This window comes from Massilia sp. CT11-108, from assembly GCF_047302915.1.
Classification (GTDB): domain Bacteria; phylum Pseudomonadota; class Gammaproteobacteria; order Burkholderiales; family Burkholderiaceae_D; genus Telluria; species Telluria orientalis.
Genome location: NZ_JBKYMO010000015.1, coordinates 1 through 25,288, shown reverse-complemented (window position 1 = coordinate 25,288; position 25,288 = coordinate 1). Strand labels below are relative to the sequence as shown.

The following is a 25,288-nucleotide window of genomic DNA, read 5'->3' as shown; positions in this document are numbered from 1 at the left end:
CTATGGAAAAACCCGATGCCGCTTATGATTTTCGGCAGCGTTACATCAGGATCACGTCGTACTGTTCCTGGTGATAGCCGCGCTCGACCTGCAGCGAGATCCGCTTGCCGATGAAGTCGCCGAGCATGGCCAGGTGCTGCGACTCTTCCTCGAGGAACAGGTCGACCACTTCCTGCGACGCGACGATGCGGAATTCGCGCGGGTTGAACTGCTTGGCTTCGCGCAGCAGTTCGCGCAGGATCTCGTAGCAGATCGTCCGGCTCGTCTTGACTTGTCCCTTGCCGCCGCAGGCGGGGCAGGGCTCGCACAGGATGTGGGCCAGCGATTCGCGCGTGCGCTTTCTCGTCATTTCGACGAGGCCCAGCGCCGAGAACCCGCTCACGGACACCTTCGTGCGGTCGCGCGACAGGGTCTTCTTGAGCTCCGCGAGCACGGCGTTGCGGTGCTCGGTGTTCTCCATGTCGATGAAGTCGAGGATGATGATGCCGCCCAGGTTGCGCAGCCGCAGTTGGCGCGCGATGGCGTGTGCCGCTTCCAGGTTCGTCTTGAAGATCGTGTCGGCGAAATTGCGCCCGCCGACGAAGCCGCCCGTGTTGACGTCGATGGTCGTCATCGCCTCGGTCTGGTCGACGATCAGGTAGCCGCCCGATTTCAGGTCCACGCGCCGCCCCAGCGCGCGCAGGATCTCTTCCTCGACGCCGTACAGGTCGAACAGCGGGCGCTCGCCCGTGTAGTGCTGCAGGCGCGACAGCACGCTCGGCGTGTACACCTGGGCGAATTCGACGAGTTTCAGGTAGTTCTCGCGCGAGTCGACGAGGATCGCGGCCGTCTCGTCGTGCACGAAGTCGCGCAGCACGCGCTGGGCCAGGCTCAGGTCCTGGTACAGCAGGCTCGTCGCGGGACGCGTGCGCGCCCCCGTCATGATGGCGCCCCACGTCTTGCGCAGGTAGTCGACGTCGGCGGCGAGGTCGGCGTCGGACGCGTCCTCGGCCTGCGTACGCACGATATAGCCGCCTTTTTCGTCCGGTGGCAGCAGGCCCGCGAGGCGCGCGCGCAAGGCTTCGCGCTCGGATTCTTTCTCGATCTTCTGCGAGATGCCGATGTGTTTATCCTGCGGCAGATAGACGAGCATGCGGCCCGCGATCGAGATCTGCGTGGACAGGCGCGCGCCCTTCGTGCCGATCGGGTCCTTGATCACCTGGACGGTCAGCACCTGGCCGTCGAACAGGATCTTTTCGATGGGCGTTGGAGGGGCGCTGCTGCTGCCGTTCGCGCCGTCGTGCGGCCTGGCTTCCCAGATGTCGGCCACGTGCAGGAATGCGGCGCGTTCGAGGCCGATGTCGATGAAGGCCGACTGCATGCCTGGGAGTACCCGCACGACCTTGCCGAGATAGACGTTGCCCGCGAGACCGCGGGTGAGCGTACGCTCGATGTGCAGCTCTTGTACGGCACCCTGAACCACCAGCGCGACGCGCGTTTCCTGGGGGGTGATGTTGATCAGGATGTCTTCAGTCATGAGGCCGGATTCTAATTGTTGTCTCTGGTCACATCATACACGTAGGGTGAGCACTCCGTGCCCACGCGTAAGGCCGAGCAACCGTATACGTCACGTTATAGCGCGCTGACGCCCGCTTTCTGCAATAACTGCGCCGTCTCGAACACGGGCAAGCCCATGATGCCGGAATGGCTGCCTTCGATGTGCTCGATGAACAGGGCGGCGAGGCCCTGGATGCCATAGGCGCCGGCCTTGTCGTAGGGTTCCGGCGTCGCGCAATAGGCGCGGATCGCTGCCGGCGTGAGCTGGGCGAAGCGCACGTTCGACACCTGCGTCACCTGCTCGAACACGTCCGTGTAGTGCAGCGCGACCGACGTCAGCACCTGGTGCGTGCGGCCCGACAGGCGTTCCAGCATCGCATGCGCTTCCTTCGGGTCGGCCGGCTTGCCGAGGATCTCGCCGTCGATGGTGACGGTCGTGTCGGCCGACAGCACGGGGCGCAGCGGCATGCGGCGCAGGTGCAGCACGTTCCACGCGAACGCGCCTTTTTCGCGCGCCACCCGCGCCACGTAGTCCACGGCGGGCTCGCCCGCGAACATGTCTTCGCTGACGTCGATGCCGCGGGCCGGATCGGAGCGCAGGCTGAGGATGTCGAAATCGATGCCGACCTGGCGCAGCAGTTCGCGGCGGCGCGGGCTCTTCGAGGCGAGGTAGATTTTCTTGTCGGTCTGTTTCATCGGCTCATACCCGATGGTAGGGGTGGTTCTGGGTGATGGACCAGGCACGATATAACTGTTCTGCCAGCATCACGCGCACGATACCGTGCGGCAGCGTCATGCTGGAGATGCGGATCAGACCGTCCGCGCGTGCCTTGAGTTCCGGATCGAGGCCGTCGGCCCCGCCGATCAGGAAGGCCACGTCGCGCCCGTCCTGCTGCCAGGCCTCCAACGCTTGCGACAGGCCCACGCTGGTGAGATCCTTGCCGCGCTCGTCGAGGGCGACGATGCGCACGCCTTTCGGCAGCACGGCCTCGATGCGCTCGCGTTCGAGCGCCATCGCGGTGGCCGCCGTCTTGCTGCCGGACCGTTCGACCGGTTTCACTTCCTTCAGCACGATACGCAGCTCCGGCGGCATCCGCTTCGCGTATTCCGCGAAGCCGGTCTCGATCCAGGCCGGCATCTTGTGGCCGACCGCGACGATGAACAACTGCATCGCAGTTTATTCTTCGGTTTTCTTGATGCGGCGGATGACTTTCTTGGCCGGTGCGTCGCCCTCGGCTGCGGCTTTCGTCGCGCGCTTCGGTGCGGCAGCAGCCTTGGCCGCCTTGGCAGCTTTCGCGTCCGCGGCAGCGGTCTTGGACACGGCAACCTTCACAGTGCCGCCTGTCGGGATCTTCTTGGCGGCAGGTTTCCTGGCGGCCGGCTTGGCGTCAGCCGACTTCTTCGCGGCCGGCTTGCGCTCGCGCACCGGCTTCGCGTCTTCCTGCTCCTGGTTCGCGGCCAGGTGCTTCGACTTGGTCTTCGGTGCGGCCGCGTCCTGGCCCTCGGCCGTCGACTTGCGCTTGGCGGCGCCCAGTTTCACGGGCTTGTCGCCCCAGATTTCTTCCAGGCGGTAGTACTGGCGGATGGCCGGCTGCATGATGTGCACGATCATGTCGCCCAGGTCGACGAGGACCCATTCACCCGTGTCTTCGCCTTCCAGCCCGACCACGTCGCCGCCTGCTTCCTTGACCTTGTCGCGCACCGAGGCGGCCAGCGCCTTGGTCTGGCGATTCGACGTGCCCGACACGACCGCGATACGGTCGAACAGGCTGGTCAGGTGCGTCGTGTCGAACAGAACGATGTCCTGGCCCTTGACGTCTTCGAGGGCGTCGACGACGAGCGTTTGCAGTTTCTTGATATCCATTAGTTTTTGTACAAGTTATGTTGTTGAATATAGTCTAGCACTTGCGGCGCAACGAGCGCGCTTATGTCAGTACGGGGTTCGGCGTGCAGGGCTGCGCGCACCTGCGTGGCCGAAATGTCGATGGCCAGCGTGTGCGCCAGGCACACCTTGCCCGCCGTGGCAGCCGAACTGGCGCAGCGCCGCATCGTCGAGCCGGTAGCCGGGGCGGGCGGCGACGCCGAAATTGGCCAGCGCGAACAGGTCGCGCCAGTCGCGCCAGGTGTCCAGCTTCTGCAACTGGTCCGCGCCCATCACGAACACGATGGACGTATCCGGCCCGAGCTCGGCGCGCAGGCCGCGCAGGGTTTCGACCGTGTACGTGGCGCCATGACGGTCGATCTCGCGGGTATCGATCGTCACCGGCGCGACGCTCCCCGCATACGCCAGCTTCAGCATGGCCACGCGGTCGGCGTCGCCCGCTTCCAGGCCACTCTTCTTTTGCCACGGCTGGCCGGCGGGCAGCACGCGCAATTCGTCCGGGTGGAGCTGGCGCGCAAACAACTCGGCCAGCGCGACGTGGCCGTGGTGCACCGGGTCGAAACTGCCGCCCAGCAGAGCAACACATCTCGTCACGGGGCGAGCCAATCCCGGTGCGGCAGGAAGTCGGTGGTCAGCTTGTCTTCCGGGCTGCCCGGTTCCGGATGCCAGTCGTAGCGCCATTTGACGATCGGCGGCATCGACATCAGGATCGCTTCCGTCCGGCCGCCCGACTGCAGGCCGAACAGGGTGCCGCGGTCCCACACGAGGTTGAACTCGACGTAGCGGCCGCGCCGGTATGCCTGGAAATCGCGCTCGCGTTCGCCGTACGGCTGGTCCTTGCGGCGTTGCAGGATCGGCAGGTAGGCATCGAGGAAGCCGTTGCCGACGCTCTGCACCATCGCATACGACTGCTCGAACCCGAGTTCGTTGAAGTCGTCGAAGAAGATGCCGCCGACGCCGCGCGCTTCCTTGCGGTGCTTGATATAGAAATAATCGTCGCACCAGCGCTTGAAGCGCGGATGCAGTTCGTCGCCAAACGGCGCCAGCGCGTCGTGGCAGACCTGGTGGAAGTGGCGCGCGTCATCCATGTCGCCGTAATAGGGCGTCAGGTCCATGCCGCCGCCGAACCACCAGACGGGATCCTTGCCCTCGGCCGTCGCTTCGAAAAAGCGCACGTTCATATGCACGGTGGGTGCGTACGGATTGTGCGGGTGCAGCACGAGCGACACGCCCATCGCTTCCCAGGCGCGTCCCGCAAGCTCCGGCCGCGCGGCCATTGCCGACGCCGGCAGGCTGGCGCCGCGCACGTGCGAAAAATTCACGCCGCCGCGCTCGATCACATTTCCGCCTTCGATGAGGCGCGATACGCCGCCGCCACCTTCGGCCCGTTCCCACGTGTCGCGCAAGAAGGACTTGCCGTCGACGTCTTCCAGCGCTTGCACGATGCGCGCCTGGAGGTCGAGCAGCCAGGCCTTGACGGCGGCCGGATTAATTGTAGCCATGTGGAAATGTGAGAGAAAAAAAGCGAACGGGGATTGTACACTGATGAACTGGATCGTGACAGGCACCCGCCAACACCGTTTCCAACACCTCTCCTGCGCGAATAAAAATCCTGCGCAAATCTCTACAATTTTCTGCACTTTTCTAGCTTTCTTCGTTACGAATGCAAGAAACGCGTACGTATTGCTAATAGTCTAGGTCGAAAGAAACCGATTTCACGCCAGCCGCATAGGCCGGTGTCGGAACGAGTTAATAACGAAAACGACGGAGACCTTCATGGAACACACGATCCCTCTTCGGCCGCGACCTTGACGCGGTCCGCGCCCAGGCGGTAACGCCACCAGTCATTCCCCATCCATCATTTCGATCGTGACGGACCGTCTTCGGCCGTGCCCGGCGGGGTGGTGCATCGCAGCAAACGACCGGCAACAACGGTTCAACTTTCTCGGAGTCCAAGTATGAAGAAGCAAACTCTTGCGCTGGCCTGCGCTGTGGCGGGCCTGGTGGCAGCGTGCGGTGGCGGTAGCAGCCCGTCCTCGCAATCGCCTTCCTTCGCCGCCATGATCGGCAGCGCGTCCGGCGGCGGCGCAAACGTTGCGACGACGGGTAGCCGATGGCAGAGCGTCAAGTACGGCGGCAGCGGCTACGTGACCGGGCTGATCTTCCACCCGACCAGCCCGAACGTGCTGTATGCGCGCACCGACATGGGCGGGGTCTACCGCAGGGATACGGCCACTTCCGGCTGGACGCCGATCACGGACAGCTTCGGCATCCGCGAAGAATTCTATAACGGGGCCGAAAGCGTGGCCCTGGATCCGACCGACGACAAGCGCGTGTACCTCGTCACGGGCATGTACGACTGGTCGGGACCCAACGCCCGCCTGTATATTTCCACCGACCGCGGCGACAGCTGGACGCACGTGGACCTGCCGTTCCGCGCCGGTTCCAACGATCCGGGCCGCGCCATCGGCGAGCGCCTGATGGTCGATCCGAACCAGCCGTCGGTCCTGTACTACGGTTCGCGCACGTCGGGCCTGTGGAAGAGCTCGGACTACGGCCAGACCTGGAACCAGGTCACGTCGCTGACGTCGTTCCAGTATCCGGGCGACCAGATCGGTTCCCTGCCGGGCCGTACCTCGGGCGGCATCGAGAGCGTGCTGTTCGACACCTCGACCACGGGCGCGGGCACGGCCACGCAGACCATCTACACGGCGGTGGCCCCGGATTACGCCGCCGCGGCCGGCCTGACCGCCAACCTGTACAAGTCGACCGACGGCGGCGCGACCTGGACCGGTATCGCGACGCCGGTCACGGGCTACTATATTCCGCACATGGTGCGTGCCAAGGACGGCATCATCTACGTGGCGTTCACCAAGGACATGGGCCCCGGCGCCGGCGGCCCGGCCCGCCTGTACAAGTTCGACGGTACGAACTGGACGCTGCTGAAGAGCTACGATACGGAGCAATGGGTGAACTTCGGCATGGGTGGCCTGTCGGTCTCCGGTTCCGGCCCGACCACCCGTATCGCGCTGGGCGTGTCGAACTCATGGGGTAACTGGCAGGGCCAGCCGGTCGTGCAGGTGTCGGACGACGCCGGCCTGACCTGGCGCGAGATCGCGTCGATGACCCCGCACACCCCGTCCGATGTGGACTTCTCCGGCTGGGTGGACGACGTCGAGATCGATCCGAACAACCCCGACCACATCCTGCACGTGTTCGGCGGCGGCATCTGGGAGACGAAGACCGCATCGGCCACCACGCCGACGTGGAACCTGGATGTGACCAATCTCGAGGAAACCGCGACGATCAGCCTGACGACCCCGCCGAAGGGCGCCAACTATGCGCTGCTGCGCAGCTCGGGCGACATCGGCACGCACGTGCAGACCGAGGTGCTGAAGAAGCCGACGCGCGGCCCGCTCGGCTACTTCAGCAACGGCCACTCCGCCGACACGGCCTGGTCGAATCCGGCCTACATCGCGGCGGTCGGCACCGGCGGCTGGGTCCAGAACAACCCGCGCGGCGCCTACTCGACCGACTCCGGCGTGACCTGGACGCCGTTCGCCGGCAAGCACCCGGACGCGGCATCGAACGACCACCAGGGCGGCGAGGAAACCATCGCCGTCACCGCGCCGGGCAAGGCCGTCTGGGCACCGTCCGGTGCGCGTCCGGCCTACACGACCGACAACGGCGCCACCTGGACGTACACGAACCTGCCGGACCTGCCTGCGGTGGGCATCGGCCGCGGCTACCGCGTCGTCGCCGACCGCAAGAACCCGAACAAGGTCTATGCGTTCAACTCGGGCGGCGCATGGTGGAACCAGTGGTCGGACACGTCGCATTTCTGGTACTCGAACGACGGCGGCCACACCTTCACCGAGAGCACGACGTTCGTGAGCGCCGGCGCGCGGGTGGCGGCGTTCTACCAGTCGTCGATCGCCGTCAATCCGAATGCCGAAGGCGATGTCTGGGTGGTCGACGGTTTCAGCATCCTGCACTCGACCGACTCGGGCGCAACCTGGACGAAGCTGGACGTGACGGCGCCGGACTGGGGCAGCAACGAGACGTGGAGCTACCCGCAGGTGTACGGCGCGACGTCCATCGCGCTGGGCAAGGCGCCCGCCGGTGCGACGTACTCGTCCTCGATCTACATCGTCGGCATCATCAACAACGTGTGGGGCGTGTACCGCTCGGATGACGGTGCGAAGACCTGGCGCCGGATCAACGACGACAAGCACCAGTACGCCGGCATCAGCAACCTGGCGGCCGACCAGACCGTACCTGGACGCGTCTATGCCGCCGGCGCGGGCCGCGGCGTGTTCTTCACCTACTGATGATGGCAATGCCGGCGCCCGCGATGGCGCCGGCGGTATCGAATATTTTCGGAGACTTTCATGAAATTCAAATCCATTCTCGCCGCCGTCGCCTTCATGGCAGCAGGCAGCGCCGGCGCCACCGTCCTGAACTTCGATGGCCTGACCGAGATGATGTACGGCGACGGCTTTCCGCTGGCCGGCAGCATGACGTACAACGGCCCGAACCTGACCTATGTGGAATCGGGCTTCCAGGTCACGCTGAACGCGCCGGGCGCGGACGCGGACGCGGCCCACGTCGGCGACGGCACGTACGAACCGTCGACCTGGAACTGGCACGACGGTATGGAAAACGGTTGGGACACGTTCGTCACGCTGACCCGCGTTGGCGGCGGCAAGTTCAACCTGAACAGCTTCGACTACTTCATGGACTGGAGCGACGTGTCGGCCGACGGCGTGTCGGTCGGTTCGATCCAGGATTCGGGTACGTGGAGCACTGTGCTCACCGGCATTACCGAACTGCGCATCGGCTCGGGCTTCTTCAACCAGATCGACAACGTCAACGTGGAAGCGGCTGCGCCGAGCGGTTCGGTGCCGCTGCCGGGGACGCTGGCGCTGATGCTGGGTGGACTGGCCGCGGGTGGCGTGGCGCGTCGCCGGAAATGACGTCGTTCCCGCGAAGGCGGGAACCCATGCTGAGCTTCCGAAGTCAGCCCATTCAGCGCGTCACGGTGCTTCGACGTTACTGAACCCGGTTGCTCTATATGGATTTCCGCTTGCGCGGGAACGCCGAGTCATGCGAACTTTTGCAGCATCTCAGCAATAAAACGAGTCCATCGTTGGAACATGTCACTTTCGGCATCGAGGACTCAACCATGGACAGATCAAGCTACGTCTATATGTTGGCGAGCGGCTTGAACGGAACACTCTACGTTGGCGTGACAAGCGACCTCGTAAACGTGTTTGGCAGCACCGCGAAGGCCTGGCTGAAGGATTCACAAAGCGATATCGCGTCAAGATGCTGGTCTGGTATGAGATTCACGCCGATATCATGGAAGCGATCCGGCGCGAAAAGCAGATCAAGAAGTGGGACAGGTCGTGGAAGGTGGAGCTGATTCAGAAGACCAATCCCCGGTGGCGTGACCTCTATGCTGATATTGTAGGCTAGCGAGCTCAGCATGGGTTCCCGCTTGCGCGGGAACGACGGTAGGGTAAAAAAACGGAGGCTGCGCGCCTCCGTTTTTCGTTGTTGAAGGGCGCTACGCCATCACGCCTGCTTGATCCCACGCCACCCAATGTCGCGCCGATACTGCGCACCATTGAAGTGGATCTTCTCGACGGTCTCGTACGCCTGCTTCTGCGCCATCTTGACGCTGTCGCCCAGGCCGACGACGCACAGCACGCGGCCGCCCGACGTCTGCAGCGTGCCGCCCACGATCTGGGTGCCGGCGTGGAAGGTGACGCATTCCGGCGTTTCGGCCGGGATGCCGTCGATGATGTCGCCCTTGGCCGGCGCGTCCGGATAGCCGGCCGCCGCCATCACGACGCCCACCGCCGTGCGGCGGTCCCATTCCAGTTCCACCTTGTCCAGGGTGCTGTTGCAGGCGTGTTCGAGCACCGTCACGAAGTCGCTCTTCAGGCGCGTCATGATCGGCTGCGTTTCCGGGTCGCCCATGCGGCAGTTGAATTCGATGACCTTCGGCACGCCGGCCGCGTCGATCATCAGGCCCGCGTACAGGAAGCCGCTGTACGGGATGCCGTCCTTGGCCATGCCCTGGATGGTCGGGTTGATGATCTCGCGCATCACGCGCGCGTGGATCGACGGCGTGACGACCGGTGCCGGCGAGTATGCGCCCATGCCGCCCGTGTTCGGGCCCTGGTCGTGGTCCTTCAGGCGCTTGTGGTCTTGCGACGTGGCCAGGGCGATGACGTTCTTGCCGTCGCACATGACGATGAAGCTGGCTTCTTCGCCGGCGAGGAATTCCTCGATGACGATGCGTGCGCCCGCGTCGCCGAAGCGGTTGCCCGACAACATGTCGTCGGCCGCCTGGTGCGCTTCTTCCAGCGTCATCGCGACGACGACGCCCTTGCCGGCGGCGAGGCCGTCGGCCTTGATGACGATCGGTGCGCCCTGGGCGTCGATGTAGGCGTGGGCCTGGGCGACGTCGGTGAACGTCTGGTACTGCGCGGTCGGGATGCCGTGGCGGTGCATGAAGGCCTTCGCGAAGTCCTTCGAGCTTTCCAGCTGGGCCGCTTCCCTCGTCGGGCCGAAGACCTTCAGGCCGCGCGCGCGGAACAGGTTGACGATGCCGGCCGCCAGCGGCTGTTCCGGCCCGACCAGCGTCAGGTTGACGTGTTCCGCGACGACGAAGTCGGCCAGCGCGGCCGGGTCGGTGATGTCGATGTTGATCAGGCGCGCATCGCGCGCGGTACCGCCATTGCCCGGTGCGACGTAGACCATCTGGACGCGATCGGATTGGGCCAGTTTCCAGGCCAGGGCATGTTCACGGCCGCCAGAGCCGACTACCAGGATTTTCATGGATTGCTTTCGCTGCTTACTCTTCAATGACTGCGTTCGTATAGACTTCCTGCACGTCGTCCAGGTTTTCCAGGGCGTCGAGCAGTTTCTGCATCTTGAGCGCGTCTTCGCCGGTGAACACCGTCTCGGTGTCCGGCTTCATGATGACTTCGGCGGAATCGGCCTTGAAGCCGGACTTTTCCAGGGCTTCCTTGACGCCGGCGAAGGCGTTCGGGTCGCACAGCACTTCGAAGCCGCCTTCGTCGTCCGCGATGACGTCGTCGGCACCGGCTTCCAGCGCCGCTTCCATCAGCTTGTCTTCTTCGACGCCGGGTGCGAACAGGAACTGGCCCGTGTGCTTGAACATGAACGCGACGGAGCCTTCGGTCCCCATATTGCCGCCGAACTTGCTGAACGCGTGGCGGACTTCGGCCACCGTGCGTACGCGGTTGTCGGTCATGCAGTCGACGATGATCGCCGCGCCGCCGATGCCATAGCCTTCGTAGCGGATTTCTTCGTAGTTGACGCCTTCCAGGCCGCCCGAACCGCGCTGCACGGCGCGGTTGACGTTATCCTTCGGCATATTAGCGTCGGCCGCTTTTTCGATGGCGAGGCGCAGGCGCGGGTTGGTGTTGGCGTCGCCGCCGCCCATGCGGGCCGCGACGGTGATTTCCTTGATCAGTCGGGTCCAGATCTTGCCGCGCTTGGCATCAGTGGCGGCTTTCTTGTGCTTGATGTTGGCCCATTTGCTGTGTCCAGCCATGTCGAGTCTTCCTTAGACAGGGAACCTCGGCAAACTGCAATCTTCGAGGTCCCGGGTATTGATAATCCTCGACATTTTATCATAGCGCATCCGTCTAAATACTGTCAGGGAAACAACAACGCCGTGCCCAGTCCGACCAGCCCGAGCCCCGTCGCGCACGCCACCACGTGCCCGCCGGGCAGCAGTTTTTCGGCGAGGATCAGCGCGATGAGCCCGGCGATGACGGGCAGGTTCAGCACGCCGGCCGGCAGCACGAGCGCGAGCAGCAGCCAGCAGCAGCCCGTGCAATACCGCGCATCCGCGATGCCCATGCGGAACGCGCCCCACATCCCGCGGCGCCAGTGCGTCAGGACGAACGCCAGCGGCGCGCGGCAGTTGTCGAGGCACACGTGCTTGGCGGGCGTCCACTGGTAGACCCCGGCCGCGACCAGGGCGAGGGCGCCGACCGTCGGGTGCGCGATGGCCATCGTCTCGTCGAGCCCGCCGGCGTCGTGCAGCTGCCAGTCGGCCAGCGTCGCGGCGAGGGCGCAGCAGGTCCAGACGAACAGATAACCCAGCATGAACAGGAACGTGGACGGATAGACCCAGCGCTCGCGCACGAGCCGCTTCACGCGGGCGTACAGCAGCACGGACGGCGCGGCCGCCGGCAGCATCATCGCGGCGATGACGACGGTCCACAGCGCCAGCAGGCGCGCGAGGTCGTCCTCGTGGTACGGTCCGACCCGGAAATGGGCCGCGTTACCCGTCCCCAGCGGCGACAGGCGACCGACGCGAAACAGCAGAAACGCCCAGCACAGCGCCGCGAGCAGCACGAGCAGGGTGAGGACGACGGTGCGGTCGGCACCGGGGCGGCCGACGCCGCTGGCGCGGCTCATCGGGGGCGCGCTCCGGCCGGTTGCGCGGTTGCGTGGTGTGCCATGGACATCTCCCGAAAAGTTGAGCTGTGATGCGGTTGAGTATCGACAGCGATTGGACCGCATCCGGCCGGCTGCGTTCGGAGGCGTCCTCAGCCGGCTATGCGGATTCCCCGTACAATCGTCGGATGAGTAAAACTGCAGCCGACTTACCTGTTGTACCGACCATACGCCCGGCCGCGCTGGGCGGCCTGGCGATCGCCATCGGCGGTGCCGTTCTGTTTTCCACGAAGGCCATCGTCGCCAAACTGCTGTACCGCTACCACATCGACGCCGTCACATTGATCGCGTTCAGAATGCTGTTCTCGCTTCCGGTGTTTGCGGCCGTGGCGGTGTGGAAGATGCGGACCGAGCCGCCGCTCGCCGTGCGCGACCGCTGGCGCCTCGCCGGACTGGGCCTGATCGGCTACTACCTGTCGAGCTACCTCGATTTCCTCGGCCTGCAATACATCTCGGTGGGCCTCGAGCGCCTGATCCTGTTCCTCACGCCGACGTTCGTCCTCCTGATCACGGCGCTCGTCTTCAAGCGCCGCATCGGCCGCGCGGAGTGGATCGCGCTGGCGCTGTCGTACTGCGGCATCGTGCTCGTGTTCGCGCACGACCTCCAGGGCGGGACGGGGAGCACCGTCACGGGCTCGCTGCTCGTGCTCGGTTCGGCGGCGTGCTACGCGGCCTACCTGCTCGGCACGGGCGAGATGGTGCGCCGCATCGGTTCGCTGCGCCTCGTCGCGTACGCGATGTGCGTGTCGAGTGCCGCGTGCATCGCGCAGTTCTTCATCCTGCGGCCCGCCGGCATGCTGGTGCAGCCGCTGCCGGTTTACGGGCTCTCGCTCGTGAATGGGATATTCTGTACCATCTTCCCCGTCTTCATGACGATGGCGGCGGTCCAGCGCATCGGTGCGACGACGGCATCCCAGGCCGGCATGATCGGGCCGGTGTCGACGCTGTTCCTGGGCTGGGCGCTGCTGGGAGAACCGATCACGACCGTGCAACTGGCCGGAACGGGCCTGGTGCTGGGCGGGATCTATTTGCTGTCGAAGAAAAAAACACCCTGACAAACCGAAACGGAACGGAACATGAAACCTCGCATCGCCCTGATCGCCCACGACAAGAAAAAAGACGACATGATCGCCCTCGCCGCCGAGTACGTGGATTTCCTGCGCGGCTGCACGCTGTCGGCCACCGGCACCACGGGCGGCCGCCTGATCAACGAGCTGGGCCTGGAGGTGAGGCGCATGCATTCCGGTCCCGTCGGCGGCGACCTGCAGATCGGCGCCCAGCTGGTCGAGGGCGCGATCGACTGCGTGATCTTCCTGCGCGACCCGATGACCCCGCAGCCGCACGAACCGGACATCAACGCGCTGGTCCGCGCCTGCGACGTCCACAACATCCCGTGCGCGACGAACGTGGCGAGCGCCCATCTCGTGCTGTCGCAGCTGCAGTCGAAGGCCGACTGATTCCCGGGGGAGAGCGGCCATGACGACGGCAAAGGCGATCCGCTTCGCGCGCACCGGCGGGCCCGAGGTGCTGGAATACGTCGACGTCGAGGTCGGCGATCCCGGCCCCGGCGAGGCGCGCGTGCGCAACCACGCGATCGGCGTGAATTTCATCGACACGTATTTCCGCTCCGGCCTGTACCCGCTCGACCTGCCGAACGGCCTCGGCCAGGAAGCGGCGGGCGTCGTCGAGGCGGTGGGCGAGGGCGTCACGCACGTCAAGTCGGGCGACCGCGTGGCGTACGCGGCGCGCCCGAACGGCGCCTACAGCCAGCTGCGGGTGATGCCGGCCGACGTGCTCGTGCACCTGCCGGACGCCATCCCGTTCGAGACGGGCGCCGCGATGATGCTGCAGGGCCTGACCGTGCAATACCTCCTCAAGCAGACTTATGCCGTGCAGCCGGGCGAGACGATCCTGTTCCACGCGGCGGCCGGCGGCGTCGGCCTGATCGCGTGCCAATGGGCGCGTGCGCTGGGCGTGAACCTCATCGGCACGGTGGGGTCAAACGAGAAAGCGGCGCTGGCGCGGCAGCGTGGGGCGGCGCATGTCATCAACTATCGTGACGAGGATGTCGTGCAGCGCGTACTGGAGATCACGAACGGAGCAAAGGTGCCGGTCGTCTACGATTCGGTCGGCAAGGACATGTTCACGCGCTCGCTGGACTGCCTGCGGCCGCGCGGGCTGATGGTCAGCTTCGGCAATTCGTCGGGACCGGTGCCGCCGTTCTCGCTGAACGAATTGTCGGCGCGCGGCTCGCTCTACATCACGCGGCCGACCCTGCAGTCGTATGCGGCCACGCGCGCGCAGCGGGAGGCGATGGCGGCCGACCTGTTCGACGTGGTGGCGAGCGGTAAAGTGAGCATCGACATCCACCAGCGTTTCCCCCTCGCCGACGCGGCCCAGGCCCACATCGCCCTCGAAGGGCGCCGCACGACGGGCAAGACCATTTTGCTGCCATGAGAGAATTTAGCGACGACAACGAACCGCCGATCGATCCGCAACCGGCGGCGGAACCGCACTTCGGGCGATTGCTCGTGGTGCTGATGCTGGCGGTGCTGCTGATTATCGGGATTACGTTCCTGTCGGAAGCGTATTTGGGCTAGGCCCGCGGCGCCAGAACGTCGTCCCTGCGAAGGCAGGGACCCAAGTTTGCATGAACGCACACGAAATCGGACCCCCGCCTTCGCGGGGGCGACGGTAATTTTGCGGCACTTAGCCGTTCTGCCGGGGCTCCTGCTTCAACTCGATCACGCGCGATCCGCCATTCGGTCCCGGGAACCCTTCGAACGCGCTCTGCACGAGGGCCGGCATCACGGCCGGGGTCGACATCTGCCGGCTCACGTTGCGCACCGTGACGTCGAACAGGCGCTTGCCGTCCGCGGCCGAGGCGATCGACAGCTGCAGTTGGCGGTGGTAGCGGTGTTCTTCCTGCACATCGTACGCCGGTACCGGGCCCCAGAACGGATCGTAGAACGGGCTGTACCAGCCGCCCCAGTAGCGCCGGCGCCAGCCCATGTAGGCGAAACGGGGCGAGTAGTACGTCGGCGCGAAGGTCGGGTACAGCACCTGCGTGGGCACGTCGATGGTCGAGAAGCGCATCGATACCTTCAGCGCGGGCGATCCCTGCGCCTCGTGGAAACCGAGGCGGGCGAGCTGGGCGCGCACGAGGTTTTCGTAGCTCTGCAGCTCGAGCGTGTTGTCCTGCGGAGGCGGCGTCTCGAACGCATAGCTCTTGTCGGGCAGCTGGGCGGGCCACTGGTTGAAGGTGGTGACGTCACTGCGGATCGTCGTCGCGCAGCCGCCCAGCAACAGGCTCAGCGATGCGACCGCCGTGATCATGGTACGTTTCATGACGAGCTCCATCTATTCGGTTCCCGATGTGTCGGGTTTCAATTCCTGTAATCGGTCTTGTTCAGGAGTACATCTTATTCCTGATGCGTGATGTACGTCGATACATTTACGCGTGGTTACTACCTGTACATGGCGATACATTCGAAAGGTACGGATCGTGGTGTAAAGCTGTTGGTAAAATAAGCATCCCACCAACGGCTTTGCGGACTCCCGACCATGCGCACCGATACGCCCCAGACTATCTACCGGAAGGATTACACTGCCCCCAGCTACCTGGTTGATACCGTCGAACTCGGCTTCGACCTCGACCCGGCCCGTACCGTCGTCGCCAACCGGATGACGGTGCGCCGCAATCCCGCCAGCGCGCAACGCGAAATCGAGCTTCACGGCGAAGACATCGAACTGGTGACCTTGCGCCTGAACGGCCGCACGCTGGGCGAGGGGGATTACGTGATCGAAGGCACCCTGCTGCGCATCCCCAACGCCCCGGAAGAAGCGACGCTGGAAATCGAGACCATCTGCGTTCCGGAGAGCAATACTACCCTCAGCGGCCTGTACACGTCCAATGGCAGCTTCTATACGCAGTGCGAAGCCGAGGGTTTTCGTCGGATCACCTATTTTCCAGACCGCCCGGACGTGATGGCGCGCTTCACCGTCATGCTGCGCGCCGACAAGGACAAGTACCCGGTGCTGCTGTCGAACGGTAACCTGATCGAGGAAGGCGACCTTCCCGACGGCCGCCACTACGCGCTGTGGGAAGACCCGTTCAAGAAGCCGTCGTACCTGTTTGCCCTCGTCGCCGCGCGCCTCGTCTGCCAGGAAGAGAATTTCGAACTGGCCGACGGCCGCACCGCGCTGCTGCAGGTCTGGGTGGAAGAGGGCAACCTCGACAAGACGGACTACGCGATGCAGTCGCTGAAGCACAGCATCCGCTGGGACGAGGAACGCTGGAACCTGGAACTCGACCTGGACCGCTTCATGATCGTCGCCGTGGGCGACTTCAACATGGGCGCGATGGAAAACAAGGGCCTGAACATCTTCAACACGAAGTTCGTGCTGGCGAATCCGCGCGTCGCGACGGACGTCGACTTCCAGGGCATCGAGGCCGTCGTCGGCCACGAATACTTCCACAACTGGACGGGCAACCGCGTCACCTGCCGCGACTGGTTCCAGCTGTCGCTGAAGGAAGGCCTGACCGTGTTCCGCGACCAGGAATTTTCGGCCGACATGATCGGCACGAACACGGGCCGCGCCGTCACCCGCATCGACCAGGTGCGCACCCTGCGCCAGGCCCAGTTTCCGGAGGACGCGGGCCCGATGGCCCACCCGGTCCGTCCCGACTCCTTCGTCGAGATCAATAATTTTTATACCGTCACCGTCTACGAAAAGGGCGCCGAGGTCGTGCGTATGTACCAGACCCTGCTGGGCCGCGAAGGCTTCCGCAAGGGCATGGACCTGTACTTCCAGCGTCACGACGAGCAGGCCGTCACGTGCGACGATTTCCGCCTGGCGATGGCCGATGCCAACGGCCGTGACCTGACGCAGTTCGAGCGCTGGTACAGCCAGGCCGGCACGCCGGTCGTGCAGGCCGAAACACGCTGGGACGAGCAGGCGCAGACCTACACCCTGCGCCTGATCCAGTCGTGCCCGCCGACGCCCGGCCAGGCCGAGAAACTGCCGTTCCACATCCCGGTCGCCGTCGGCCTGCTGGGCCGGGACGGCCGCGACCTGCCGCTGACCGTCGATGGCAAGGATTACGGCACGACTGCCGTACTGGAGCTGACGGAAGCCGACCAGACCTTCGTCTTCACGGGCGTGACGGAACAGCCGACGCCGTCGATCCTGCGCGACTTTTCCGCGCCGGTGATCCTGAAGCATGGCTACAGCGACGCCGAACTGGTGCACCTGTTCAGCCACGACAGCGACCCCGTCAACCGCTGGGAAGCGGGCCAGCGCCTCGCGATGAGCCGCCTGCTGAAGCTGACCGGGCAGGTGGCCGGCGCCGGCGTCGACCGGCTCGACCTGGACGACACGTTCATCGACGCCATGCGCAAGATCCTCGTGGACGACACGCTCGATCCGTCCTTCCGCGAGCAGGCGCTGCTGCTGCCGACGGAATCGATGATCGCCGACCAGCTGGACGTCGTCGACCCGCTCGCCATCCACCTGGCGCGCCAGTTCGTCCGCGCCGACATCGGCGCGCGCCTGCGCACCGAGCTGCTGGCCCAGTACGACGCCAACCAGACGCCGGGCGAATACAGCCCGGATGCCGGGTCGATCGGCAAGCGCGCCCTGAAGAACCTCGCGCTGGCCTATCTGAATGCCGCGCCGGACGAGGCGAGCCTGGCCCTCGCGCAGAAACAGTTCGACGGCGCGACGAACATGACGGACCGCGTGGCCGCGCTGTCGGCCCTCGTGCATGCGCGCGCGCCCGCGGCGGCGGATGCGCTGCAGCGCTTCTACGACGAGTTCCAGGGTGAAGCGCTGGTCGTGGACAAATGGTTCGCGATGCAGGCCGCGGCCCCGACCACGGACGTCAACCGCGTACGCGAATTGATGACGCACAAGGCCTTCACGCTGCGTAACCCGAACCGCGCGCGCAGCCTGGTGTCTACGTTCTGTGCCGGCAATGCGGTGGGCTTCCATGCGCCGGACGGCAGCGGCTACGCATTCTGGGCCGAGCAGGTGATCGCGCTGGACGCGCTGAACCCGCAGGTCGCCAGCCGCCTCGCCCGCGCGATGGACCGCTGGCGCCGCTATACGCCGGACCTGCAGGCCCACATGAAGCGGGCGCTGCAGCTGGTCGCGGGGCAGGCGAAGCTGTCGAACGACGTGCGCGAAGTGGTCAGCAAGGCGCTCGCCAACTAAGAATTCATTTACATAACCAAAGGAAGTCCATGAAACGTGTCAGCCTGACGCAATACCTCGTCGAGGAACAGCGTCTCCACAACAATATCCCGGCATCGCTGCGCCTCCTGATCGAGGTGGTGGCCCGCGCCTGCAAGACCATTTCCCACTCGGTCGGCAAGGGCGCGCTCGGCGACATCCTCGGCAGCGCGAACACGGAGAACATCCAGGGCGAAGTGCAGAAGAAGCTCGACGTGATCTCCAACGAGATCCTGCTCGAAGCCAATGAATGGGGCGGCCACCTGGCGGCGATGGCATCGGAAGAAATGGAATCCATCCACCCGATCCCGAACCGCTATCCGATGGGCGAATACATGCTGCTGTTCGATCCGCTGGACGGCTCGTCGAACATCGACGTCAACGTCTCCATCGGCACCATCTTCTCCGTGCTGAAGGCGCCGGAAGGCATGACGGCCCCGACCGAAGCCGACTTCATGCAGGCCGGCAGCAAGCAGGTCGCGGCCGGCTATGCCGTGTACGGCCCGCAGACGATGCTGGTGCTGACCACGGGCGCGGGCGTCAACTGCTTCACGCTGGACCGCGAGATGGGTTCCTGGGTCCTCACGCAGAAGGACCTGCAGATCCCGGAAGAGACGAAGGAATTCGCCATCAACATGTCGAACCAGCGCCACTGGTATCCGCCCGTCACGCGCTATGTCGACGAAATGTTGGCTGGTAAAACCGGCCCGCGCGCCAAGGATTTCAATATGCGCTGGATCGCCTCGATGGTGGCCGACGTGCACCGCATCCTGAACCGCGGCGGCATCTTCATGTACCCGGCCGACCAGCGCGACCCGTCGCAGCCGGGCAAGCTGCGCCTGATGTACGAAGCGAACCCGATGGCCTTCATCGTCGAGCAGGCAGGCGGCGCCGCGACGGACGGCAAACAGCGCATCCTCGACATCGCGCCGCAGAAACTGCACCAGCGCGTGCCTGTGTTCCTGGGCTCGAAGAGCGAGGTGGAACGCGTGACGAGCTACCACCAGGAATAATTTTTAACGTGTCCGCATAAAATTGCCGAGTCGGACTAGCAAGTTTGCGGAGTTGTTGTTAGAATGCGGGCTCCTTCGCGCTGCAGCTCATCTGATGAGCGAAGCGCGCGAGACCTCGGGTCGCCAACAGTCTGATGGCAGGTAGCACGGACACAGGTTAAACGGTTGTTCCGGTTTAGCCGCTGTAGCTCAGTCGGTAGAGCAGCGCATTCGTAATGCGAAGGTCACCAGTTCGATTCCGGTCAGCGGCACCAACACAGTGAGAAGGGCCATCCAAGCGGGTGGCCCTTTTTGCGTTCCGGCCGCTGTTGTCAGCCCGCCTCACCCTGTATTTATGGCAACGAAACGATGCTATATTGGCGGGATGGCCAAGGATGAGACCGTCCGGTCTGCTCCAGCCCCAGCCGATTTCCTACCTGACCGGTCGCCATGCTCTTCAATTCCTTCACCTTCCTGTTCCTCTTTTTGCCCATCACGGCAATCGGCTACTTCCTGCTGGCACGCAGGAGTCACGTCCAGGCCGCCGCTTGGCTGGCGCTCGCGTCGCTGACGTTCTATGGCTGGTGGAGCTATTACTACATTCCGCTGCTGCTGGGCTCCATCGTCTTCAACTACTGGATGGGGCAGCGCATCGGGCACGCGGCCGGTCCCGCGCGCAAGCGGTGGCTGGCGGCGGCCGTGGCCACCGACCTGGGCCTGCTCGCCTATTACAAGTACGCCGACTTCTTCATCGCGGGCGCGAACTGGCTGGCTCACGCCGACATCCCGCTGCTGCACGTCGTGCTGCCGATCGGTATTTCCTTCTTCACGTTCACGCAGATCGCCTATCTCGTCGACACGTACCAGGGCAAGGTCAAGGAAGCGCGCTTCCTGCACTACGTGCTGTTCATCACCTATTTCCCGCACCTGATCGCGGGGCCGGTGCTGCACCACGCGGAGATGATGCCGCAGTTCGACAAGCCCGCCAGCTACCGCTTTTCGTTCCAGAACTTCGCGGTCGGCCTCAGCATCTTCGCGATCGGCCTCGCCAAGAAAGTCCTCATCGCGGACAACCTGGCGCCGCATGCCAACTTCCTGTTCGACAAGGCGGACATCTTCTCGCTCGCCAACGCGTGGGGCGGCGTGCTGGCGTACGCGTTCCAGCTGTACTTCGACTTTTCCGGCTACTCCGACATGGCGATCGGCATCTCGCTGATGTTCGGCATCCGCCTGCCGCTGAACTTCGATTCGCCCTATAAAGCCGCCAACATCGTCGATTTCTGGCGCCGCTGGCACATGACCCTGTCGCGCTTCCTGCGCGACTACCTGTACGTGCCGCTGGGCGGCAACCGCAAGGGCCCCGTGCGTCGCTACGTCAACCTGCTGGCGACGATGCTGCTGGGCGGCCTGTGGCATGGCGCCGGCATGAACTTCGTCATCTGGGGCGCGCTGCACGGCATCTATCTCGTGATCAACCACGGCTGGAATGCGGTGGCCGACAGGCTGCGACTGGCGCGCGGCCGCGCCTGGGCCGTGTTCAGCCGGGCGCTGACGTTCGCGGCCGTGTGCGTGGCGTGGGTGTTCTTCCGCGCCACCAGCTTCGACAAGGCGATGACGATCCTGCACGGCATGGCCGGCCTGGACGGCATCGGCCTGCCGGCGTCGATCGGCCTGCAGATCGGACCGCTGAAGACGCTGCTCGAGCAATGGGGCGTGACGTTCTACCTGGGCGGCGGGTCGCGCTTCCTCGAGACGTGGCAATGGGTCGTCATCGGCGGCTTCATCGCGTTCTGCCTGCCCAATACCCAGCAGATCATGGGCCGCTACGAAGCGGCGCTCGGCACGATGGCCGGCCCGCGCCTGGCCGCCCGCTGGCAGCTCTGGCAGCCGTCGCGGCGCTGGAGCTTCTACATCGGGGCGATCCTGCTCGGGAGCCTGCTGTCGCTCAGCCGTCCCGCCGAATTCCTGTATTTCCAGTTCTAAGTCCGGGGAGCCCGATGGAACAGATCCAACGTTACGACGATGACGCGCCGGTGCTGGCGGGCTCGGACGCGCCGACGGTCGCCCCGGCGCAACCCCAGGCGTCTTATAAACGCTTTACCGCGTGGTGCGCGGCGGTCGTCGGCGCCGGCGTGCTGCTGGTCACGGGCTTCGTGGCCGTCATCGACCCATACCACCTGTACGGGTTCGTCGACAGTCCGGCACTGAACCACGTGAAGCCGCTGCCGGAGCAGTACCGCGAGCAGATCAAGCTGGCCCAGGCCACGGCCGTGCGGCCCGACCTGATCCTGCTGGGGAATTCGCGCGTCGAAGTCGGCCTCGATCCGGAGAGCCCGCAGGTGAGCGCGCATGGCCGCACCGCCTATAACATGGGGCTGTCGGGCACGAGCCTGACCACGTCCGAACGCATGTATGCGCAGTTCCGCGAGAGCGCGGCGCCGGCCGCGATGGCCGTGATCGGCGTCGAGTTCCTGGATTTCCTCGTCAAGCCGGACGAAGCCCCGGCGCCGCCCGCGTCCACCGGACCGTTGCCGTGGCAATGGCGGTTCGATACGCTGTTCTCGATCAAGTCCGTGTCCGACGCGCTGCGCACCGTGCGCCTGCAAAAGGCGGCGGATCCGGAGACCATGACGGGGCGCGGCCAGACCCCGCTGCGCAACTACAACCAGTTCGCGCGCCAGGAGGGCTATTACGCGATCTTCCAGCAAAAGGCCGGGGACAACGCGAAGAACCTCGTGCGCAAGCCGCACAATCTGTTCGTTGCCGGCACGAACCGTTCGGAAAGCATCGACCGCCTGCGCACGCTGCTGGACACGATGGCGCGCGACCGCACCGAGGTACACCTGGTGATCTACCCGTACCACGCGCAGCTGATGGCCATGTTCGAGGAAGCCGGCCTGCAATCCACCATGGACGACTGGAAGCAGCTGCTGGTGCGCGAGGCGGACGTCGTGCGCGCCCGCTATCCGAATGCCCGCATCAACGTGTGGGACTTCAGCGGCTATGGCGGCATGCGTTGCGAACGCGTCCCGGCCCCCGGCGACACGCATACGGCGACGCGCTGGTACTGGGAAGCCGGCCACTTCAAGTCGACGCTGGGCGAGCGCATCCTGCAGCGCATCCTCGGCGGCGAAACGGCGTTCGGCTTCCGCCTCGGCGCGGACACGCTGGCCGCCAACCGCCAGCGCATCGCCGCCGAGCGCGCGCAATGCGCCGGTGATTATCCGCAAGTCTTTGCCGGTGCGCGCGACCTGGTCGCGAACGCCCGCGCGTCCGCGCCCTGAGTGTTCCGCGCTCTTCCGTCCTGCGCTTTGTTATATAGCGCACAGTCCGGATCGACTAAAAGTTATATTTTTTTTATTGAGACACCGCATTGCGTCGGTGTCGCTCCGACATCGCGCTTGGGCGCGACGTGAAGGACCGCCTATCGGTCGAACTTTTGAACGGATGCACGGTCAAGAAGATCGGTTATCTCCGCATTGGTCAAAATCTTACAAGAGGAATTCATCATGGATAATCAGAAGTCGAGCGAAGCAAAAGGCAGCAACCTGGGTTCGGGCAACCAGGGCAAGGACAGCAACCTGCCGAACGCCAGCAGCTCGGGCAATATGGGCAGCACGGCCGGTTCGGGCAGCCTGAACAAGAGCAGCCAGCAGAACCAGGGCAAGGACCAGCAGAGCTCGACAACCGGCAGCAGCACCGGCGGCGCCACCGCGTCCAGCACCGGCGCCATGGGCGGCACCAGCAATGCCGGCAGCGCATCGTCGTCGGGTCCGGGTTCCATGGGTTCGATGAGCGCCTCTGGCTCCAGCGCCAGCGGCACGAACTCGAGCATCGGCGGCAGCGCGCTGGGTTCGAGCAGCAGCGGCAGCCAGAACAGCCAGAGCGCCGGCGCCGCCACCGGCTCGGGCATGGGTGGCGATTCGAAGGACCTGGGTGCGCAAGTGAATGCCCGCGCGCAAGGCCTGCACGATTCGATCGACAAGGCCGCCGACGCCGCCAAGCCGATGGTCGACAAGGCCGTCAACAGCGTGCAGCCGGTCGTCGACCGCCTGGCCTCCAGCGCCCACGCCGGCGTCGACAAGCTGCAGGGCGTGCTGAGCGGTGCCTCGCTGAACCTGGGCCAGCGCCAGCAACAGCTGACCGACGCCTATGGCCAGTGGAAGGAAGCCAGCTTCGAGTACGTGCGCCAGAAACCGGGCACCGCCATCGCCATCGCCGCGGCCGCCGGCTTCGTGCTGGCCAAGCTGCTGGGAGGCCGCAACCGCGACTATTAATTACGCCGTCGTTCCCGTGCAATTACGCCGTCGTTCCCGCGCAAGCGGGAATCCATGCTGAGTGTCCTATCAAGCCCAGTATGGGTTCCCGCCTCCGCGGGAACGACGGAAGACGGCCGCAAGTGCCAATAGCCCACCCCCCAGCATCATCCACGCCCCCGGCTCCGGCACGGGCGACACCGGCGTGATGGTCAGCGTCGTCCCCGCGCCGAAAAAGTAATAGTCGTCCACCGGGTAATCGTGTCCGTAACTCGACCTGGCCACGTACCGGTCGCCGCTCACGAACTCTTCCGTGTGATATTCCAGCTGCGTCGCGTAGTTGTCGCGCCAGGTCGCGGTGATGTCGAGGGCAGCGCTGCCGGGGCGGAAGGAGAAGACGTCGAGCTGGCAGTCATGGTCGACGGTCCCCCCGCCGCATCCGGCGAAGTCGCCGGACCACAGCCGCATGTTCATCCACAGCGAATCCAGCTCGGATTCATGGATGACGCCGTCCCCGTCGGCGTCCTCGCCGACGATCCTGCCCGTGACGGCCACGTCGGTGCGCAGCACGCCGGAATCGTGGAGGTCGTAGAAGCCGCGGTATTCGAAGTCCCACGCCGACGGTGCGGCGTGGGCGGCAGTGCACAGCAGCAGGGCACCACCCAGCAGGGTTGGGATCTTCATCGCGCAAGCCTAGACCGATGGCACCGCCTGCGGCGCCACCTTGCCTGCGTTCATTTCACCACGGTTTCCCGGCTCGGCACCGGCGGATGCGGATGCCGCCGCAGCCGCTGCGCCAGGCGTCCGAACCAGTGCTCGATGTCGTCGACGTACGTGAACACGGCCGGCACCACCAGCAGGCTCAGCAAGGTCGACGTGATCAGGCCGCCGATCACCGCGACCGCCATCGGCGAGCGGAAGCTCGGGTCGCCCGACAGGCCCAGCGCCAGCGGCAGCATGCCGGCGCCCATCGCGATCGTCGTCATGACGATCGGGCGGCTTCGCTTGTGGCAGGCGTCGACGAGCGCGTCGAAGCGGTTCATGCCGGCCTTGCGCGCGAGGATCGCGTAGTCGACGAGCAGGATCGAGTTCTTCGTCACGATCCCCATCAGCATGATCAGGCCGATCATCGTCGGCATCGACAGCGCGTTACGCGTGAGCAGCAGCGCGACGAACGCGCCGCCGATCGACAGCGGCAGCGCCGCAAGAATCGTCACCGGCTGCAGGAAGTCCGTGAACAGCAGCACCAGCACGCCGTAGATGCACAGCACGCCGATCAGCATCGCGAGGCCGAAGCTGGCGAACAGGTTCTGCATCTCCTGCGCGTCGCCCAGTTCCGCGATCGACACGTTCGGCGGCAGGTCCTTCAGCGCGGGCAGGGCACGTGCCTCGGCATTCACCTCGCCCAGCGAGCGGCCGTTCAGCTCCACTTCCAGCGTCACGTTGCGGCTGCGGTTCAGGCGGTCGATCTGCGCCGGGCCGCTTTCCATCGTGATGGTCGCCACGTTCGCCAGCAGCACCGGGCCGTTCTTGCCGGGCACCGTCAGGCGGCCGATGGCGTCCAGGTCCGCGCGCACCGTGTCCGGCAGTTTCACGCGGATGGGTACCTGGCGCTCCGACACGTTCATCTTCGACAGCACCTGGTCGTAGTCGCCGGCGGTGGCTACGCGCACGGTCTCGCCGATGCTGGCGGCCGTCACGCCCAGGTCCGCGGCGCGCGCAAAATCGGGGCGCACGATGATTTCCGGGCGCACGAGCGACGCGCTGGAACTGACGTTGCCGACGCCGTGCAGCGTGCGCAGTTCGCGCTCGGCGCGGCGGGCTGCGGCCGTCAGCGCGACCGGGTCCTCGCTGCGCAGCACGAGCTGCATCTTGACGCCCGT

23 protein-coding genes, 1 tRNA gene and 1 pseudogene are annotated in these 25,288 nt (G+C 65.2%); 13 read left to right on the top strand and 12 right to left on the bottom strand.

What is annotated here, in order from left to right; genetic code table 11:
- Positions 1-40: 40 nt before the first annotated feature.
- From rng to hemF, 6 genes and pseudogenes are all read right to left on the bottom strand, one after another.
- Positions 41-1,516, bottom strand: coding sequence for a ribonuclease G (rng, locus tag ACEN88_RS03345; protein ID WP_056328307.1), 1,476 nt, complete (start codon positions 1,514-1,516; stop codon positions 41-43).
- Positions 1,517-1,611: 95 nt separating this feature from the next.
- Positions 1,612-2,232: a Maf family protein gene (locus ACEN88_RS03340; protein ID WP_413337384.1), complete on the bottom strand. Its 621-nt coding sequence runs from the start codon at positions 2,230-2,232 to the stop codon at positions 1,612-1,614.
- 4 nt (positions 2,233-2,236) lie between these two features.
- Positions 2,237-2,707, bottom strand: coding sequence for a 23S rRNA (pseudouridine(1915)-N(3))-methyltransferase RlmH (gene rlmH / locus ACEN88_RS03335; protein WP_259449803.1), 471 nt, complete (start codon positions 2,705-2,707; stop codon positions 2,237-2,239).
- 6 nt (positions 2,708-2,713) lie between these two features.
- Positions 2,714-3,400 carry a ribosome silencing factor gene (gene rsfS / locus ACEN88_RS03330; protein ID WP_413337383.1) on the bottom strand — a complete coding sequence of 229 codons (687 nt, stop codon included), beginning with the start codon at positions 3,398-3,400 and terminating at the stop codon, positions 2,714-2,716.
- Positions 3,400-4,012 (bottom strand): annotated as a pseudogene (gene nadD, locus ACEN88_RS03325) (nicotinate-nucleotide adenylyltransferase). Before nadD ends, rsfS begins: the two are co-directional and overlap by 1 nt.
- Positions 4,009-4,920 carry an oxygen-dependent coproporphyrinogen oxidase gene (hemF, locus tag ACEN88_RS03320; RefSeq protein ID WP_413337382.1) on the bottom strand — a complete coding sequence of 304 codons (912 nt, stop codon included), beginning with the start codon at positions 4,918-4,920 and terminating at the stop codon, positions 4,009-4,011. Before hemF ends, nadD begins: the two are co-directional and overlap by 4 nt.
- A 456-nt stretch (positions 4,921-5,376) precedes the next feature.
- On the opposite strand from hemF, the gene ACEN88_RS03315 reads away from it, so the two are divergent.
- The 3 genes from ACEN88_RS03315 (at position 5,377) to ACEN88_RS03305 (ending at position 8,896) form a co-directional block, all read left to right on the top strand.
- Positions 5,377-7,749: a dockerin gene (locus ACEN88_RS03315; protein WP_413337381.1), complete on the top strand. Its 2,373-nt coding sequence runs from the start codon at positions 5,377-5,379 to the stop codon at positions 7,747-7,749.
- Positions 7,750-7,809: 60 nt separating this feature from the next.
- The gene (locus tag ACEN88_RS03310) at positions 7,810-8,394 is read left to right on the top strand and encodes a VPLPA-CTERM sorting domain-containing protein (protein ID WP_413337380.1); all 585 of its coding nucleotides are present in this window, start codon (positions 7,810-7,812) and stop codon (positions 8,392-8,394) included.
- A gap of 169 nt (positions 8,395-8,563) precedes the next feature.
- A complete protein-coding gene (locus ACEN88_RS03305; RefSeq protein WP_413337393.1) occupies positions 8,564-8,896 on the top strand; it encodes a GIY-YIG nuclease family protein in 333 nt (110 codons plus the stop codon).
- A gap of 99 nt (positions 8,897-8,995) precedes the next feature.
- Here the strand turns inward: ACEN88_RS03305 and purD are convergent, their stop codons facing one another.
- The 3 genes from purD to ACEN88_RS03290 all read right to left on the bottom strand — a co-directional run bounded on the left by purD (position 8,996) and on the right by ACEN88_RS03290 (position 11,884).
- Positions 8,996-10,267: a phosphoribosylamine--glycine ligase gene (gene purD, locus ACEN88_RS03300; RefSeq protein ID WP_413337379.1), complete on the bottom strand. Its 1,272-nt coding sequence runs from the start codon at positions 10,265-10,267 to the stop codon at positions 8,996-8,998.
- A gap of 16 nt (positions 10,268-10,283) precedes the next feature.
- Entirely contained in the window at positions 10,284-11,009 is a 726-nt protein-coding gene (locus ACEN88_RS03295; protein WP_413337378.1) for a YebC/PmpR family DNA-binding transcriptional regulator, read from the bottom strand.
- Positions 11,010-11,113: 104 nt separating this feature from the next.
- On the bottom strand, positions 11,114-11,884 hold the full coding sequence (locus ACEN88_RS03290; protein ID WP_413337377.1) for a DUF2182 domain-containing protein: 771 nt from the start codon (positions 11,882-11,884) through the stop codon (positions 11,114-11,116).
- A gap of 167 nt (positions 11,885-12,051) precedes the next feature.
- On the opposite strand from ACEN88_RS03290, the gene ACEN88_RS03285 reads away from it, so the two are divergent.
- From ACEN88_RS03285 to ACEN88_RS03270, 4 genes are read left to right on the top strand one after another with little or no spacing between them, the layout of a single operon-like run.
- Complete coding sequence (locus tag ACEN88_RS03285; RefSeq protein ID WP_413337376.1) at positions 12,052-12,978, top strand: DMT family transporter; 927 nt, start codon at positions 12,052-12,054, stop codon at positions 12,976-12,978.
- 21 nt (positions 12,979-12,999) lie between these two features.
- Positions 13,000-13,380 (top strand): methylglyoxal synthase, encoded by a 381-nt coding sequence (locus ACEN88_RS03280; protein WP_413337375.1) that lies wholly within the window; start codon positions 13,000-13,002, stop codon positions 13,378-13,380.
- Positions 13,381-13,399: 19 nt separating this feature from the next.
- Positions 13,400-14,380 (top strand): quinone oxidoreductase family protein, encoded by a 981-nt coding sequence (locus ACEN88_RS03275; protein WP_413337374.1) that lies wholly within the window; start codon positions 13,400-13,402, stop codon positions 14,378-14,380.
- Complete coding sequence (locus ACEN88_RS03270) at positions 14,377-14,523, top strand: hypothetical protein (protein WP_200948778.1); 147 nt, start codon at positions 14,377-14,379, stop codon at positions 14,521-14,523. Before ACEN88_RS03275 ends, ACEN88_RS03270 begins: the two co-directional genes overlap by 4 nt.
- 109 nt (positions 14,524-14,632) lie before the next feature.
- On the opposite strand, the gene ACEN88_RS03265 is transcribed toward ACEN88_RS03270, so the two are convergent.
- Entirely contained in the window at positions 14,633-15,271 is a 639-nt protein-coding gene (locus ACEN88_RS03265) for a DUF4136 domain-containing protein (protein WP_413337373.1), read from the bottom strand.
- Positions 15,272-15,487: 216 nt separating this feature from the next.
- On the opposite strand from ACEN88_RS03265, the gene pepN reads away from it, so the two are divergent.
- From pepN to ACEN88_RS03235, 6 genes are all read left to right on the top strand, one after another.
- Positions 15,488-18,139 carry an aminopeptidase N gene (pepN, locus tag ACEN88_RS03260; RefSeq protein ID WP_413337372.1) on the top strand — a complete coding sequence of 884 codons (2,652 nt, stop codon included), beginning with the start codon at positions 15,488-15,490 and terminating at the stop codon, positions 18,137-18,139.
- Positions 18,140-18,168: 29 nt separating this feature from the next.
- The gene (locus ACEN88_RS03255; RefSeq protein WP_413337371.1) at positions 18,169-19,170 is read left to right on the top strand and encodes a class 1 fructose-bisphosphatase; all 1,002 of its coding nucleotides are present in this window, start codon (positions 18,169-18,171) and stop codon (positions 19,168-19,170) included.
- Positions 19,171-19,348: 178 nt separating this feature from the next.
- Positions 19,349-19,424, top strand: a tRNA-Thr gene (locus tag ACEN88_RS03250).
- 175 nt (positions 19,425-19,599) lie between these two features.
- Positions 19,600-21,132 (top strand): MBOAT family O-acyltransferase, encoded by a 1,533-nt coding sequence (locus tag ACEN88_RS03245; RefSeq protein ID WP_413337370.1) that lies wholly within the window; start codon positions 19,600-19,602, stop codon positions 21,130-21,132.
- A 14-nt stretch (positions 21,133-21,146) separates the two neighbouring features.
- The gene (locus ACEN88_RS03240) at positions 21,147-22,433 is read left to right on the top strand and encodes a hypothetical protein (RefSeq protein ID WP_413337369.1); all 1,287 of its coding nucleotides are present in this window, start codon (positions 21,147-21,149) and stop codon (positions 22,431-22,433) included.
- A 225-nt stretch (positions 22,434-22,658) separates the two neighbouring features.
- Complete coding sequence (locus ACEN88_RS03235; RefSeq protein WP_413337368.1) at positions 22,659-23,426, top strand: hypothetical protein; 768 nt, start codon at positions 22,659-22,661, stop codon at positions 23,424-23,426.
- A gap of 69 nt (positions 23,427-23,495) precedes the next feature.
- Here ACEN88_RS03235 and ACEN88_RS03230 read toward each other — a convergent pair whose 3' ends face one another.
- Positions 23,496-24,089, bottom strand: coding sequence for a PEP-CTERM sorting domain-containing protein (locus ACEN88_RS03230; RefSeq protein WP_413337367.1), 594 nt, complete (start codon positions 24,087-24,089; stop codon positions 23,496-23,498).
- 50 nt (positions 24,090-24,139) lie between these two features.
- A partial coding sequence (locus ACEN88_RS03225) for an efflux RND transporter permease subunit (RefSeq protein WP_413337366.1) occupies positions 24,140-25,288 on the bottom strand: 1,149 nt, incomplete at its 5' end.